This is a genomic window from Rhizobium sp. BK591 (genome assembly GCF_014195045.1).
Lineage (GTDB): Bacteria > Pseudomonadota > Alphaproteobacteria > Rhizobiales > Rhizobiaceae > Rhizobium > Rhizobium anhuiense.
The window spans coordinates 35,266-49,239 of the sequence record NZ_JACIAZ010000012.1 but is presented as its reverse complement, the minus strand read 5'-3'; the positions used below and the strand labels follow the sequence as shown (position 1 = coordinate 49,239).

At 61.8% G+C, this 13,974-nt stretch carries 11 protein-coding genes; 4 read left to right on the top strand and 7 right to left on the bottom strand.

Translation table 11 applies throughout. From position 1 onward, the window contains the following. Window positions 1-40 precede the first annotated feature (40 nt). The 3 genes from FHX10_RS33745 to FHX10_RS33735 are packed head-to-tail and all read left to right on the top strand — an operon-like array spanning window position 41 to window position 3,506. Window positions 41-991: an ABC transporter permease gene (locus tag FHX10_RS33745; RefSeq protein ID WP_047619621.1), complete on the top strand. Its 951-nt coding sequence runs from the start codon at window positions 41-43 to the stop codon at window positions 989-991. Next, window positions 988-1,854: an ABC transporter permease gene (locus tag FHX10_RS33740; protein ID WP_048338745.1), complete on the top strand. Its 867-nt coding sequence runs from the start codon at window positions 988-990 to the stop codon at window positions 1,852-1,854. The genes FHX10_RS33745 and FHX10_RS33740 overlap by 4 nt, the downstream gene beginning before the upstream one ends. After that, a complete protein-coding gene (locus FHX10_RS33735) occupies window positions 1,851-3,506 on the top strand; it encodes an ABC transporter ATP-binding protein (RefSeq protein WP_047619617.1) in 1,656 nt (551 codons plus the stop codon). Before FHX10_RS33740 ends, FHX10_RS33735 begins: the two co-directional genes overlap by 4 nt. 372 nt (window positions 3,507-3,878) lie before the next feature. On the opposite strand, the gene FHX10_RS33730 is transcribed toward FHX10_RS33735, so the two are convergent. After that, on the bottom strand, window positions 3,879-4,355 hold the full coding sequence (locus FHX10_RS33730) for an Lrp/AsnC family transcriptional regulator (protein ID WP_047619615.1): 477 nt from the start codon (window positions 4,353-4,355) through the stop codon (window positions 3,879-3,881). Window positions 4,356-4,687: 332 nt separating this feature from the next. On the opposite strand from FHX10_RS33730, the gene FHX10_RS33725 reads away from it, so the two are divergent. Further along, window positions 4,688-6,013, top strand: a complete 1,326-nt coding sequence (locus tag FHX10_RS33725; RefSeq protein ID WP_063473482.1) for an NAD(P)/FAD-dependent oxidoreductase — start codon at window positions 4,688-4,690, stop codon at window positions 6,011-6,013. 160 nt (window positions 6,014-6,173) lie between these two features. Here FHX10_RS33725 and FHX10_RS33720 read toward each other — a convergent pair whose 3' ends face one another. The 6 genes from FHX10_RS33720 to FHX10_RS33695 form a co-directional block, all read right to left on the bottom strand. Next, a complete protein-coding gene (locus tag FHX10_RS33720; RefSeq protein WP_063473481.1) occupies window positions 6,174-8,714 on the bottom strand; it encodes a methyl-accepting chemotaxis protein in 2,541 nt (846 codons plus the stop codon). 264 nt (window positions 8,715-8,978) lie between these two features. Continuing rightward, on the bottom strand, window positions 8,979-9,728 hold the full coding sequence (locus FHX10_RS33715) for a ribonuclease activity regulator RraA (protein ID WP_047619610.1): 750 nt from the start codon (window positions 9,726-9,728) through the stop codon (window positions 8,979-8,981). 21 nt (window positions 9,729-9,749) lie between these two features. After that, on the bottom strand, window positions 9,750-10,913 hold the full coding sequence (locus tag FHX10_RS33710) for a mandelate racemase/muconate lactonizing enzyme family protein (protein WP_063473480.1): 1,164 nt from the start codon (window positions 10,911-10,913) through the stop codon (window positions 9,750-9,752). Window positions 10,914-10,946: 33 nt separating this feature from the next. Continuing rightward, window positions 10,947-12,044, bottom strand: a complete 1,098-nt coding sequence (locus FHX10_RS33705) for an ABC transporter ATP-binding protein (RefSeq protein WP_047619671.1) — start codon at window positions 12,042-12,044, stop codon at window positions 10,947-10,949. Window positions 12,045-12,054: 10 nt separating this feature from the next. Next, window positions 12,055-12,945: a carbohydrate ABC transporter permease gene (locus FHX10_RS33700; RefSeq protein WP_047619606.1), complete on the bottom strand. Its 891-nt coding sequence runs from the start codon at window positions 12,943-12,945 to the stop codon at window positions 12,055-12,057. Further along, window positions 12,942-13,901, bottom strand: a complete 960-nt coding sequence (locus FHX10_RS33695) for a carbohydrate ABC transporter permease (protein WP_080759980.1) — start codon at window positions 13,899-13,901, stop codon at window positions 12,942-12,944. Before FHX10_RS33695 ends, FHX10_RS33700 begins: the two co-directional genes overlap by 4 nt. Window positions 13,902-13,974 lie beyond the last annotated feature (73 nt).

Here is a 13,974-nt window from a genome sequence, read left to right as displayed (position 1 = left end):
TCTTCCGGAACTGAACTCGAAACGCAACAAGGAGGCGTCCGTGAACAACCAGGTCTTGTCCCTGGTGCTGAGCCGATTGCTCATCGCCCTGATCACCCTGGTGATCGTCTCCTTCGCCGTCTTCTTCGCGACAACGCTGTTGCCCGGAGATACTGCGACCATCCTGCTCGGTCAGGCCGCCACGCCGGAAGCCGTCGAAGGCCTGCGCAAGGCCATGCATCTCGACGAGCCGGCCCTCTTCCGCTTCCTGCGCTGGGTCGTCGGGTTGCTGCAAGGCGATCTCGGCACGTCCTACGCCAACGAAATGCCGGTTACTGCGCTCATTGCCGGCCGCTTCGTCAACACGCTGAAACTTGCCGGCGTCACCGCGCTCTTCTCCGTGCCGATCGCGCTCACGCTCGGGATTACCTCCGCCATGCTGCGCGGTACGGTTTACGACCGGGTCGTCACGGTGATCACGATCGGCGTCATCTCCGTGCCGGAGTTCATGGTCGCGACCTCCGCCGCGCTGATCTTCGCCGTCTATCTGAAATGGCTGCCGGCGCTCTCCCTGGCCAATGAGGTCCATAGCCTGAGCGACATCTTGCGCGTCTATGCCATGCCGGTGATCACGCTGACCTTCGTCGTCTCAGCCCAGATGATCCGCATGACCCGCGCGGCTGTGATCGAGACGCTCGCCACGCCCTATGTAGAGATGGCCCTGCTCAAGGGCGCTTCGCGGCCGCGCATCGTCTTTCGCCATGCATTGCCGAATGCGCTCGGCCCGATCGTCAATGCCGTCGCCCTTTCGCTGTCCTATCTGCTTGGAGGCGTCATCATCGTCGAGACCATTTTCAATTATCCCGGCATCGCCAAGCTGATGCTGGATGGCGTAGCCACCCGCGACCTGCCGCTGATCCAAAGCTGCGCGATGATCTTCTGCCTTGGCTATCTGCTCTTGATCACCATCGCCGATATCATCGCCATCCTTTCCAACCCGAGGCTCCGATGACAATGACCAGCTCCGAGACCACGTCCGACCGGCTGTCCGGAACCCGGCTTGGCTATCGCTTCAACATCGTCGGCGCGATCGGCCTGACCGTGATCCTTTCCTGGGCGCTCGTCGCGATCTTCGCGCCTTGGATCATCCCCTACCCCGTCGGCGAGATCGTCGATCTCGACTATTTCGGCCCGATGAGCCGGGAACTCTGGCTCGGCTCCGATTATCTCGGCCGCGACATGCTCTCGCGGATCCTGATGGGCGCGCGTTATACGGTCGGCATCTCGCTGGCGGCGGTCACGATCGCCTGTTTCAGCGGCGTGGTGCTCGGCATGATCGCAGCGGTCGCCGGCGGCTGGCTCGACACGATCCTCAGCCGCTTCCTCGACGCCCTCAATTCCATTCCGAGCAAGCTGTTCGGCCTGGTGGTCGTTGCTGCCGTCGGCTCTTCGGTCCCGGTTCTGATCCTGACGCTGTCGGTGATCTACATCCCCGGCGCCTACCGCTTCGCGCGGGCGCTCGCCGTCAACATCAATGCGATGGATTTCATCACCGTCGCGCGCATCCGCGGCGAAAGCACCCTCTATCTCATTCGCTCCGAAATCCTGCCCAACATTGTCGGGCCGGTGCTTGCCGATCTCGGCATCCGCTTCGTCTTCATCGTTCTGCTGCTCTCCGGGCTTTCCTTCCTCGGCCTCGGCGTCCAGCCGCCCTATGCCGATTGGGGCGCTCTCGTGCGCGAAAACATCGGCGGCCTGCCCTTCGGTGCGCCGGCGGTGATGTTTCCCTCGCTTGCCATCGCCAGCCTGACGATCAGCATCAACCTGCTGATCGACAACCTGCCGCAGAAGATCCGCGACCGGAGTGCGTCATGAGCAATTTCATCGAAATCCGTGACCTGAAAGTCGAGGCCACCACCGATTCCGGCCGGCGCGTCGAGATCATCAAGGGTGTCAGCCTCGACGTTGCCGAGGGTGAGATCGTCGCGCTGATCGGCGAGAGCGGCTCGGGCAAGACAACCATCGCGCTGACCCTGATGGGCCATACCCGCGCGGGCTGTCGCATCTCCGGCGGCAGCGTTTCGGTCGGCGGCAAGGATATGGTCAGGCTCAGCGAAAAGCAGCGCGCCAAGGTGCGCGGCACCGAAGTCGCCTACGTCCCGCAATCGGCCGCCGCCGCCTTCAACCCGGCCACGACGATCATGGATCAGGTGATCGAAGTCACGCGTATTCATCAGCTTATGTCGCCGGACGAGGCGCGTGCCCGGGCCGTCGAGCTCTTCCGGGCGCTGTCGCTGCCGGAACCCGAGACGATCGGCAGCCGTTATCCGCACCAGGTTTCCGGCGGCCAGTTGCAGCGTCTGGCCGCCGCCATGGCGCTGATCGGCGATCCGACCCTCGTCATCTTCGACGAGCCGACGACGGCGCTCGACGTGACCACCCAGATCGAAGTGCTGCGCGCGTTCAAATCGGTGATGAAAAAGGGCGGCATATCGGGCGTCTACGTCTCGCACGACCTTGCCGTCGTCGCCCAGATCGCCGACCGCATCGTGGTCTTGAAGGGCGGGGAGACCCAGGAAACAGGCACCACCGAAGAGATCCTCAACCATGCGAAGCACCCCTATACCAGAGAGCTGCTCGCAGCCTTCGAACCGAAACTGCGCGCCGCAGCAGCCCCCATCGAGCGCGAGACGGCGCCGCTTCTGAAGATCGAAGATCTCGTCGCGGGCTACGGGCAGCGCCAGGCCGATGGCCTCCCGCTCGTTCGTGCGGTCGAGCATGTGAGCTTGAAGGTGGAGAAAGGCCGCAATCTCGGCATCATCGGAGAATCCGGTTGCGGCAAGTCGACGCTCGCCCGCACCATCGCCGGCATCCTGCCGGCCGCGGTCGGCAAGATCGTCTTCGACGGCACGGAGTTGCGCCGCAACGCCCGCGAGCGCTCGCGCGATCAGTTGCGCGAGATGCAGATCGTCTTCCAATATGCCGACACCGCCCTTAACCCGGCAAAATCGGTGGAGGACATCCTTGCCCGGCCGCTGGTCTTTTACCACCGCATGGATCGACAAGCGCGACATGCCCGCATCGATCAATTGCTCGACATGGTGCGCCTGCCCCGCAATCTGCGCCATCGCCGGCCGGGAGAACTTTCGGGCGGGCAGAAGCAGCGCGTCAACTTCGCCCGGGCGCTCGCCGCCGATCCGAAGCTGATCCTCTGCGACGAGATCACCTCGGCGCTCGACACGGTGGTCGCCGCCGCGGTCATCGACCTGCTCAAGGAGTTGCAGCGCGAACTCGGCCTTTCCTACATCTTCATCAGCCACGATCTCTCGGTGGTGGAGGCGATCTGCGACGAGATCGTCGTGATGTATGGAGGCCGGAAGGTCGAGCAAATCACGTCCTCGACAGTGAACGCGCCGCAACATCCCTATTCGCAACTGCTCTTCTCATCGGTGCCGACGCTCGATCCGGCCTGGCTCGATGGGCTTCAGCAGGATCCGGAACTGGTGCGTGCCTATTGCCGGCACTGAGCGCCGATTCTGCTTCGAGAGGACGTGCCGGCCAGATCCAGCGCCCACCCGGTCAGGTCGTGTTGAACCGCCTGGGCTCCAAGGCACGAGATCTGCAAGTGGCAGCGAATATGGCTTTGGAAACCAAGCCCGAAATTCTGTCGCAAGTCCTTCCAACCAGTATGAAGCTTTCCATTATGGGGAGAACAACCTGCGACAGAGAGACTCGGCAGCTGCGCAGGACCGATGGATCGGATAGATGATGCAGTTGTGTGAGGTCGGTCCGGAACCCTGAAAGATTGCGTTGGGACACTCGGCCAAGGGGAGTTTGCGAACCACAGAACATGCAGTCGTCATTCAGGAGCGTAGCTCCGCCGCGGTCCTTCTCGCCGGCTAAAGCGGAAACAAGGTGGTGAGCGGCATGTGGGCCTTGATAATCGGTGACTTCAGCACGACGAAGCTGAAATATTTGTCGATGCCGACGTCCATGTCGGTGAGGCGCTCCATGATCGTCTGGTATTCGTCGATCCCGGCGGTGACGAATTTCAAGAGATAGTCGTAGCCGCCTGAAACCAGATGGCATTCGATCACCTGATCGACCTTCTCGATCGCCGCCAGGAAGCGGGCAAAGTCGATCTGCCGGTGGTTCTTCAGGGTGATCTCGGTGAACACGGTCAGCGTCTGCCCCAGTTTGCTGACGTTGATCTGGGCCGAATAGCCTTCGATATAGCCTTCCGACTGCAGCTTCTTCACCCGCATCAGGCAGGGGCTCGGCGACAGATTGACCAGTTCGGCGAGTTCCACATTGGTGACGCGGCCATTTTTCTGCAGCTCGTAGAGAATTTTTACGTCGATCCGGTCGAGTTTCATCGCACGCCTTCGCTGCTTGAGATCGCCAACGACGCAGCAGATTATGCCGCGACTTTCAACACCGACCTTAACACATAGGGAAGAGCTGTCGACCATGTTGCGGGACAGGCCGAAGCACAAACGGCTGCGGGTCTCCCCACAAGACGGAATCTTCTGCTGTCGCCGGCTGATCTCCGGCAAAGGCGTGGCGGCGGATCCGCTAGACTAGCGCATAACCCCGAAAATCGATTCCGAATTTCGGAAAGGATTATGCGCAGATCCAGGTGATAGAGCGTCCTTTGCGCGTCTGAAAAGAAGCGCGGCGCTTTAATGCCTGAAGTGGAGACCATCCCATGCCCGCACCGCTCAATCGCGTCGACACCACGCCGGAACTGCCCGCTGCTGCCGATGCGGTGGTGATCGGCGGCGGCATCGTCGGCGTTTTCGCGGCCTATTATCTCGCCCGGCGGGGATTGAAGGTCGCCCTCGTCGAGAAGGGCCTTATCGGCGCCGAACAATCGAGCCGCAACTGGGGCTGGTGCCGCCAGCAGAACCGCGACGCCCGAGAATTGCCGATGTCGACCAAGAGCCTCGACCTGTGGGAGCGCTTCGCCACTGAGACCGGGGAGGAGACGGGCTTCCGTCGCTGCGGCCTCTTCTATCTGAGCAATAACGACGAGGAACTGTCCGGCTGGGCACGCTGGCGCGATTTCGCCCGCTCGGTCGGCGTCACAACGCACATGCTGAGCAGTGCCGAGGCGAGCGAACGCGGGCGTGCCACCGGCGTCTCATGGAAAGGCGGAGTGTTTTCGCCGACCGACGGCACGGCCGATCCGGCGAGCGCTGCGCCGGCCGTCGCGCGTGCGATCCTGAAACTCGGCGGCACGGTGCATCAGTCCTGTGCGGCCCGCGGCCTCGACGTCGAAGGCGGCAGGCTTTCCGGCGTCGTCACGGAGCATGGCACGATCCGGACGAAAATCGCGATCCTGGCCGGCGGCGCTTGGGCCTCCTCCTTCTGCCGCCAACTCGGCATTCGATTTCCGCAAGCCTCGATACGCTCCTCGATCCTCTCCGTATCCCCGGGCGCTAGCGGCCTGCCGGATGCCCTGCATACATCAGCGGTGTCGGTGACGCGACGCCGCGATGGCGGCCATACGCTGGCGATCAGCGGCCGCGCCCGCGTCGATCCGACGCCACAGCAGTTCCGCTTCGCGCGGCAGTTCCTGCCGATGTTCGCCCGGCGCTGGCGCAGTCTCAAACCAGGCGGGTTGGAGGGTTTTCGCTCGGGTCACGAATCTCTGGCACGCTGGCGGCTCGACAGACCGACGCCGATGGAGCGCATGCGCATCCTCGATCCGCTGGTCGACGAGGCGACCGTTGCGCTGACGCATGCACGGGCGCTCGAGCTTCTGCCTGCTTTGAAGGAGACCAAGATCGCAGCGGCCTGGGCGGGCTATATCGACAGCACGCCGGACGGCGTGCCGGGGATCGGCGAGATCGCCAGCTTGCCCGGCTTCATCCTTGCTGCGGGCTTCAGCGGCCACGGCTTCGGCATCGGGCCGGGCGCCGGCCATCTGATTGCCGATATCGTCACAGGCGACGAGCCGATCGTCGATCCCAGGCCCTACCATCCCGAGCGCTTCGGGGGATCCGCCTGGGGCAAAGTGGCCGATTTCTAAACGGCTCGGCCACCCCGGCTCGGACCTCGACGGTGGCAGAAATGATCCCTGTCCGGATCGCAGCATATACAGGAACCATAACCATTGGCCTGAAAGCGGCAATGGCAGGCACGCGTTACGCTTGGGCAATCACCTCCGGCGAGATTCCCGAAGTCATCCCTCACGAGACCAGCGACATCGGCCGGCGGGCGGCGGGCGATGTCCTGCGGCCATCGGCGGTCTGAAAGTGGGAAATTCTTTCGTTCAAGACTTCGACCTGTTGCCGAAGCCGGTGAATCTCCGCGGTGTTTTCCTCCACCATCGCAGCATTGTGCTGGGTGATATGCTCGACGTCGCGAACGGCATTGTTGACCTCGTCGATGCCCTTGTATTGCGTGGTCGTGGAAGCCGAGATGACCTGCACCAGCCCGTTGATCGAGGTGAAGTGTTCCATGATGGCCGACAGCGCCTGGCCGGTCTCCTCGACGAGCGTGACGCCCGCGCCGACCTGCGATGCGCTGGTGGAGATGAGATCCTTGATCTCGCGGGCAGCCTTGGCGCAACGCTGAGCAAGCTCGCGCACTTCCTGAGCAACCACGGCAAAGCCTCTGCCGGCCTCTCCTGCGCGTGCCGCCTCGACGCCGGCATTGAGGGCGAGGAGATTGGTCTGGAAGGCGATCTCGTCGATCACGCCGATGATGCTGCTGACTTTTTCGGAGGACCGGTTGATAGCGCCCATGGCATCGACGGCCTTGGCGACGACGGCCGCGGAATGCTCCGCCTGGCGGTGCGCCTCGGCGACCGAAAGCGACGTCTGGCGCGCGTTTTCGGCTGTCGTCCGCACGCTGGCTGTGAGTTCGCCGAGCACCCGCGAACTCTCCTCGAGGGAGGCCGCCTGCTGTTCCGTGCGGCGGGCCAGATCGTCGGCGGCGCCGGAAAGATTGGTGCTGCCCTCGGCGATCTCGTAGGTCGAGTTGCGAACCTCGGCGACCGTCAGGCGCAACGCGTCGATGGCGTGATTGTAGGTGCGGGCCATGGCGACATAATCGGCGGCCAGATCCTCGCTCATCTCTGCGGCGAGATTGCCATTGGCGAGCTTGCCGAGCATATCGGACAGAGCGTTCAAAGCCTCGCTCTGTTCCGCCTCGATGCGCGCCTGTTCGGCGGCGCGACGGGCCTGCTCCAATTCGTCCCGCGCCCTGTTTGCTTCGGCAAGCTCTTCCAGCCTGGTCTTCTCCAGCGCCTGGTCGCGGAAGACAGTCACGGACCGGATCATGTCGCCGATCTCGTCGCCGCGCTTGCCGTCACCGATGGAAATGTTCAGATCGCCGTCGGCAAGTCTCATCATCGTCTGGGTGATCCGCTTCAGCGGCCCGCGCAGCGTTTCGATCAGCATGAGGCCGCCGATGATCGCAAGCACCGTGCCCGCAATCATTGCCGCAAGTGACATTGTCGCCGAACGCTGGCTGATTTGCTTGCCGCTCTCCTGTGCCGTGCTGACGAACTGCTCGAGCGTGTGGCTCGCATCGGCCACCAGTGCGGTCGCCGCCTCCTTGTCCGCGCGCCACCGGTCGGCGATCGATATCAGAAGCGAACTATCCATTTCGATCGAGGCAAGGGACGGCTCGATCTTCTTGGCAAGATCCTGCAAGGCGGCGTTTTTCCCGCTCAAGGGTACGAGTTGAGCAGCGCTTTCACGCAGCGCCTTGAGATCGGCGAGAACGGCATCCCGCGCCTCGGCATCGACTCGCCTGTTCAGTTCGCTTAAGTGCAGGCGCAGATCGTCAATCGATTTGAATGCGGTATTGACGATCGCCACCATCGAGCGAAGGGTGGCGATGCTCGCATCCATGCCGACAAAACGCTCGATCGCAGTATCCGCATTCCCAGAGGCAAGCTTTCCAAACTTCTCCTCGAAGCCCTGCAGCTCCTGGTCGACAGGAGCGTAGCTGTCGAGCGTAAGGCTGGCTCTGTCCTTGGCTATCGCGGCGAGCTTGTCCAATACCGGCTTCAGCGCGGCAAGCTGGCTTTTGGCCTTGTCGGAGGCGAGCGCGGCGCTGCCGCCGGCCTCCTTGACGAGCGGCGGCAGGAGGCTGCCGAGAGCGCCGGTGATATCCGCGGGGGCGGTGGCCTGCGCGGTGGCCTTACGCAACTTTGCAATGCGTTGCGCGAGATTCTTGTAGACTGAAGCATCGAGAAGAAGCGCCCGGACGAAGGTCTCCTTGCCATTCGCCTGATCCTGGAGAACGTCGAGCTGTTTGCGCGCCGTCTGGCTTTCCTTGAACAGCCCGGCCACCGCGTCGTCGATCGCCTGTTCGGTATTTACACGCTCCTGTGACACAGCCCAAAGCGCATCGGCGCCGCCCTGCATCTTAGCCCCGAGTTCGCGCACGGCAGCAATCTGCTGCTTCTGCGCCGGATCGATCAACATGGCATCAAGCGTCGCCGCTCCCTTCTGCTGCTCGGAGATGCTGGCGATCAATCGTTCGCGCGTGGCCGATATCGGGAGATCGGTAAAGGCCGCCAGAGAGGATCGCAGCTGTTGAAAACTGGAAAGGGTTTCGATCGTCTGCCGGGTCAGGGTCATCTGGCCATTGAGCGTACCGGCGGTGAAATAACCGAAAAGACCGATGCCGGCGATGAGGATGACCAGAGGCACCACGAAGAAGAGGACTTTGGTCACGATCCGCATACGCTGCAACAGTCGATCAATCAGCGCCATAAACTAGCCCCCGCCCCAGGAAATTGGCTCATTCTCCGGCGCGACCCCTCCCCTTGGCCTGCAGCAGTCGTTGATCGCGCCAGGCCATCACAGTAGTCACAACTGTTAAAAAAATGGTCAATGGTGTCGAGTTTGATCGAAGCCTGCGATATGCCGACGAGGGCGCATTTTCCGCGCTCCCGTCTTGCCGCTCAGCCGATGGCCATCGGGCTTGCATTGCCGCCGGAAGCCGCCGTCGCTCACGCCACCCTTGAAGAGGTTAGGCTAACTCCGGTTCTCCAAGCGATTTGTTTTGCGCCACTCTTCGTATTCTCCGCGGGCATCGTCATGCAGAGGATAGTAGCGCTGCAACGACCCTCCCTCCATAAGCTTCACGCGTGAGAACTCCTCCCAATCGTGATGCTTTTGCGACTCTTCGATTACCTTCGAGGCCATTGCGACGGGAAGCACCACCACCCCGTCATCGTCGGCGACGATGATGTCGCCGGGGATTACCGTGACACCGCCGCAGGCAATCGGAACGTTGACGGCATTGGGATAGATGCTGGTCTGCACATGGTAGTTGGGAGTCCAGCCACGCAGCCATAGGGGGAGATCTAGCTTCTCGACATTGGGCCGATCGCGCATGCACCCGTCGATTACGATGCCAGCGCCGCCCCTGCCTTTGAAATACGTCGACATCATATCGCCAAAGACCCCCGAACTCATGTCGCCGCGCGCGTCGACCACGACCACATCGCCCTCCTGCGCGTGATAGAGCACGTGCCGGTGCAACTGCGTCTCCGGATCGGCATATTCTCCCTCGGTGAAGAGGTCCGGCCGCTGCGGCATGAACTGGAGCGTCAGCGCCGGCCCGACGATCGACTTCCCGTGGTTCTGCGCCACGGGACCCACCATGTGCGGATTGCGGAAACCCATGTGGCCGAGCGTGCCGGCAACGGTCGCGGCGCCGATTTCCTTCAGTGCGTCGATCAGCTCTTTGGGCGGTCGGGTAATGTCGGGAGTATGCGTCATTTCAGTCTCCGCTGGATGAAACTACCAGTTCGTAACCGAACCGTCGCGGCGCTTCAGGTGAGGCGCTTCCCAGAAACGAAAGCTCTCCGCCTTGACCGCCTCTTCGTTGACCTCGACGCCGAGCCCCGGCAGATCGCTGACCGGATAGTCAGGGCCGTCGAGCCGTGGCTGCACGGGGAAGAAGTCGGAATTGTCGAAGCCCAGCTTTGTTTCGGGCACCCTGGTCTCAAGCCAAGCGAAATTCGCCACCGCGGCGGCGAAATGGATGGTCGCGGCCGTGCAGACTGGGCCAAGAGGATTGTGCGGCATCAGGTCCACATAATGCGCCTCGCTCCAGCCAGCCACCTTCATCGCTTCGGTGAGCCCGCCAACATTGCAAACATCGAGCCGGTTGAACTGATGGATGCCGCGCTCGATGTAGGGCAGGAACTGCCACTTGCTGGCAAATTCCTCGCCGATGGCGAACGGGATGTCGGTCATCGTGCGCAGGGATTCGTAGGCCTCCGGTGTCTCGTCCCGTATCGGCTCCTCGAGGAAATCAAGCACGCCACGGCCGAGTTTGTTGCAGAAGCTGGCCGCCTCTGCCACCGACAACCGATGGTGATAGTCGATGCCGAGGACGACGTCGTCGCCCAGCGCCTCGCGCGCCTTGTTCAGCATCGTTGCGGTAACGCCGATCGATTCGCGCGGCTCGAAGATGTCCTTGCTGTTTTGCCCGATGGGAAAGAAGCGGATCGCCTGCCACCCCTGTGCGCGTAGTTCGCGGGCCCGTTCGATCGCAACATCGCCCTCAGCCTCGTCACCGGTCGAGGCGAAGGTAGGAATTCGGTCGCGCTGCTTGCCGCCCAGCAGTCCGTAGGCCGGCACCCCCAGCGCCTTGCCCTTGATGTCGTGAAGGGCAATGTCGATGGCGGAAATCGCCGCCTGCAGAACGCGCCCGCCTTCGAAATATTGGCTGCGATAGGCTTCTTGCCAGATCCGACCAATCTGCATCGGGTCGCGGCCGATGAGAAACTCCCGATAGTGCTCGATCGCGCCAACCACGGCCTTCTCGCGACCGCTCAAGCCGCTCTCGCCCCATCCGAAGACGCCCTCGTCGGTTTCGACCTTGACGAGCATCTGGTTGCGTGTTCCCACCCATACTGGATAGGGCTTGATAGCGGTGATTTTAAGCTTCGTGGTCATCCACACCCTCATTCCGGACGTATCGACTCTGTCTCAGTGGGCCTTGAGGGCCATTTCTGTTTCGCCGTCGAAGAGATGCATTCGCTCCTGGTCGAACTCGAGCCAAATCATTTCGTCCGGCGCGACGGCAATGGTCGGCGGCACGCTGACGTTGACGATTGCGCCGGACAGGAACGCCTGTACGAAGGTGACGTCTCCCGTTGGCTCCACCGTGTAGGCCTTGGCGGGAATGCTTCCAGGCACTGCACTCTTGTGCAGTTTGATCGTCGAGTGACGTGCGCCGAGCACGACTTTCTTGGTGGTCGCCCTCGCGACCTTCTGGGCATTGTGTGGCGAGAGCTCGAGGCTCCAGCCCTCCGCGCTGGTCAACACAGTATTGCCGCCCACCGTGGATGCCTCCAGCGGAACAAGGCTCATCGCCGGGCTGCCGACGAAGCTGGCGACGAACATGTTCACCGGATGGGCAAAGACCTGCGCCGGTGAATCGTATTGCTGCAGGTAGCCGCCGTTCATCACCGCCATCCTGTCCGCCATGGTCACGGCTTCGAGTTGGTCGTGCGTCACATAAATGATCGTTGCCTTGAGGTCCTGATGGAAGCGCTTGATCTCCGACCGCATCTGCACGCGCAGCTTTGCATCGAGGTTGGAGAGTGGTTCATCCATCAGGAATACCGCCGGATCGCGAACGAGAGCGCGGCCCAGGGCCACGCGCTGTTGTTGTCCGCCCGAAAGTTCGCGCGGCTTTCGCTCGAGCAGCTGCGTCATGTCGAGCACTCGCGCTGCTTCCTTGACCTTCCTGTCGATCTCGTCCCTTGGCAGTTTGCGCATCTGCAGCGGGAACGCCAGATTTTTATAGACCGATTTTTGCGGATAAAGCGCGTAGTTCTGGAACACCATTGCGATGTCCCGGTCCTTGGGGTCCAGGTCATTGACCACCCGGTCGCCGATGACGATGTCGCCCGATGTGATGGGGATCAGCCCCGCTACAAGATTGAGCGTGGTTGTTTTGCCGCAGCCTGAAGGGCCGACGAGCGCAACGAATTCGCCGTCGTTGACCGTCAGCGAAACGTCGTTGACAGCTTTGAAGCTGCCATAGGTCTTGACAAGATCTTTGAGGACCACGTGGGCCACCGGCAACTCCCTAGTGCTTGACTGCGCCTTCCGTGAGGGCGCGTACGAAGTATCGTTGCAGGACGAGGAACAGCACCACGACGGGCACGCTCATCATGAAGCTGGCGGCCATCAGGCCCGGAAAGTCCGTCGTATTTTCAGAGAAGAAGCGCTGGATGCCGACCGGCAGGGTCAACTGCTCGTTCTTGGAGAGGAAGGTGTAGGCGTAGATGTACTCGTTCCAAGCGCCGATGAAGGAGTAGATCGCCGTGGCGATGATTCCCGGCGCCGAGAGCGGCATCACGATCAGGAGAAAGGCCTGGAACCGCGTCGCTCCATCGATGCGCGCCGCCTGCTCGAGCTGCACCGGGATGTTGTCGTAGAAGCCCTTGAGGAGCCAGATTGCCAGCGGCAAGCCGAATGTGAGGTAGGTGAGAACGAGCGACCCATGCGTGTTCACCAGCCCGATCGCCCGCATCAGGATGAAGAGCGGTACGAGAAAGATCACCGCGGGGAACATGTTGCGAAGCAGGACGGCGAAGAACAGAAAGTTCCGGCCCGGGAAGGTGAAGCGCGAAAACGCATAGGCCGCAGGAACCGCCACGATCACCGAAAGGATGGTCGTAGCCATGGAGACGAAAAGGCTGTTCCAGAAGAAACGCAGGAAGTCCTGGCCGACGCTGTTTTGCGGATCGAGCAGCTTCTGGTAGCTTGCCAGCGTGGGCTGGTCCGGCCACCACTGTGGCGGGAATTGCATGGCCGCGAAGCCGGACTTGATCGAGGTGATTAGCATCCAGATCATTGGCAATGCGGTGTAAAGCAGCATGAACACCAGGAAGATGCGTCCGCCCCACCGCCACCCATCGAAGCGCCTATGGCGACGCGCCTGGCCTTGACGAGCAGTCTGTGCAATTGTGCTCATTGGCTCGCGTCCTTCTGCTCATTGCCGCTCAGCGCCCGGACATAGAAATAGCCGAGCGACATCAGGATCAGGAACAGCAGCACCGAATAGGCTGATGCCACCCCCCAGCGCTGACGTCCGAAGGCGAGCTCATAGATGTGGGTGATCCAGATATGCGATGCGTTCGACGGCCCGCCGCCGGTCATGATCCAGGGGATGATGAAAGAATTGAAGTTGGCCACGGCCAGCAGAAGGATCGTCACCGTCGAGACGTTTCTCAAGTGCGGAAAAGTGACGTGCCAGAATCGCTGCCATGCATTGGCTCCGTCGACCTTTGCGGCGCGCAGCAACTGGTCGGGAACCGTCTGCAGGCCAGCCATCATCATGATCATGGCAAACGGGAACTCCCGCCAGATATTGACGACGATCAGCGAGGGCAGCACCGTGCTGACGCTGTCGATGAAATTCGGCGGCCGATCGGCCCATCCGAGGCCGACCAGCACCGCGCCGATGATCCCAAAGTCCGAATGGTAGATCCACTTCCAGATATAGGACGCGGCGACCGCGCTGATGACCCAGGGAATGATCAGGATGGCGCGCAGGATGCCGCGGCCGACAAAATCCCGATGGAGCGCCAGGGCGCAGGCAAACCCCAGGACAAATGCGATGAAGGTGGATCCCAGTGTCCAGATTAGAGTGTTGGAGGTGACCTTCCAGAACACCGGACTTGTGAGGATGGCGGTGTAATTGTCGAAGCCGATAAAAATCTTGTCGCGGAGCTGCAGGCCGGGCGGTGTATTGAAGAACGACAGCTCGATCGTGTAGTAGATCGGATAGGCTATGACGATGAGCATCACGGCGATTGCAGGAAGCACGTACGCGTAGTCAGCGCGATGCTCCCAAATCTTTCGCAGGATGCCGGACCTATCGGGTTGAAGTCTTCGGCGAGCCTCTGCCTTGCCGATCAAGATCGTCACTGTGGCGTGCCCTTATTCTTGGGAACAACCGGCTGCACTCTCGGCGCAGCCGGTCAGGTCGTGGTCAGGCCTG

Excerpts from the sequence above, each read along its gene's own strand:
- FHX10_RS33740 (WP_048338745.1), top strand. The coding sequence starts at position 988 with ATGACAATGACCAGCTCCGAGACCACGTCCGACCGGCTGTCCGGAACC.
- FHX10_RS33735 (WP_047619617.1), top strand. The coding sequence starts at position 1,851 with ATGAGCAATTTCATCGAAATCCGTGACCTGAAAGTCGAGGCCACCACC.
- FHX10_RS33730 (WP_047619615.1), bottom strand. The coding sequence starts at position 4,355 with ATGAAACTCGACCGGATCGACGTAAAAATTCTCTACGAGCTGCAGAAA.
- FHX10_RS33725 (WP_063473482.1), top strand. The coding sequence starts at position 4,688 with ATGCCCGCACCGCTCAATCGCGTCGACACCACGCCGGAACTGCCCGCT.
- FHX10_RS33720 (WP_063473481.1), bottom strand. The coding sequence starts at position 8,714 with ATGGCGCTGATTGATCGACTGTTGCAGCGTATGCGGATCGTGACCAAA.
- FHX10_RS33715 (WP_047619610.1), bottom strand. The coding sequence starts at position 9,728 with ATGACGCATACTCCCGACATTACCCGACCGCCCAAAGAGCTGATCGAC.
- FHX10_RS33710 (WP_063473480.1), bottom strand. The coding sequence starts at position 10,913 with ATGACCACGAAGCTTAAAATCACCGCTATCAAGCCCTATCCAGTATGG.
- FHX10_RS33700 (WP_047619606.1), bottom strand. The coding sequence starts at position 12,945 with ATGAGCACAATTGCACAGACTGCTCGTCAAGGCCAGGCGCGTCGCCAT.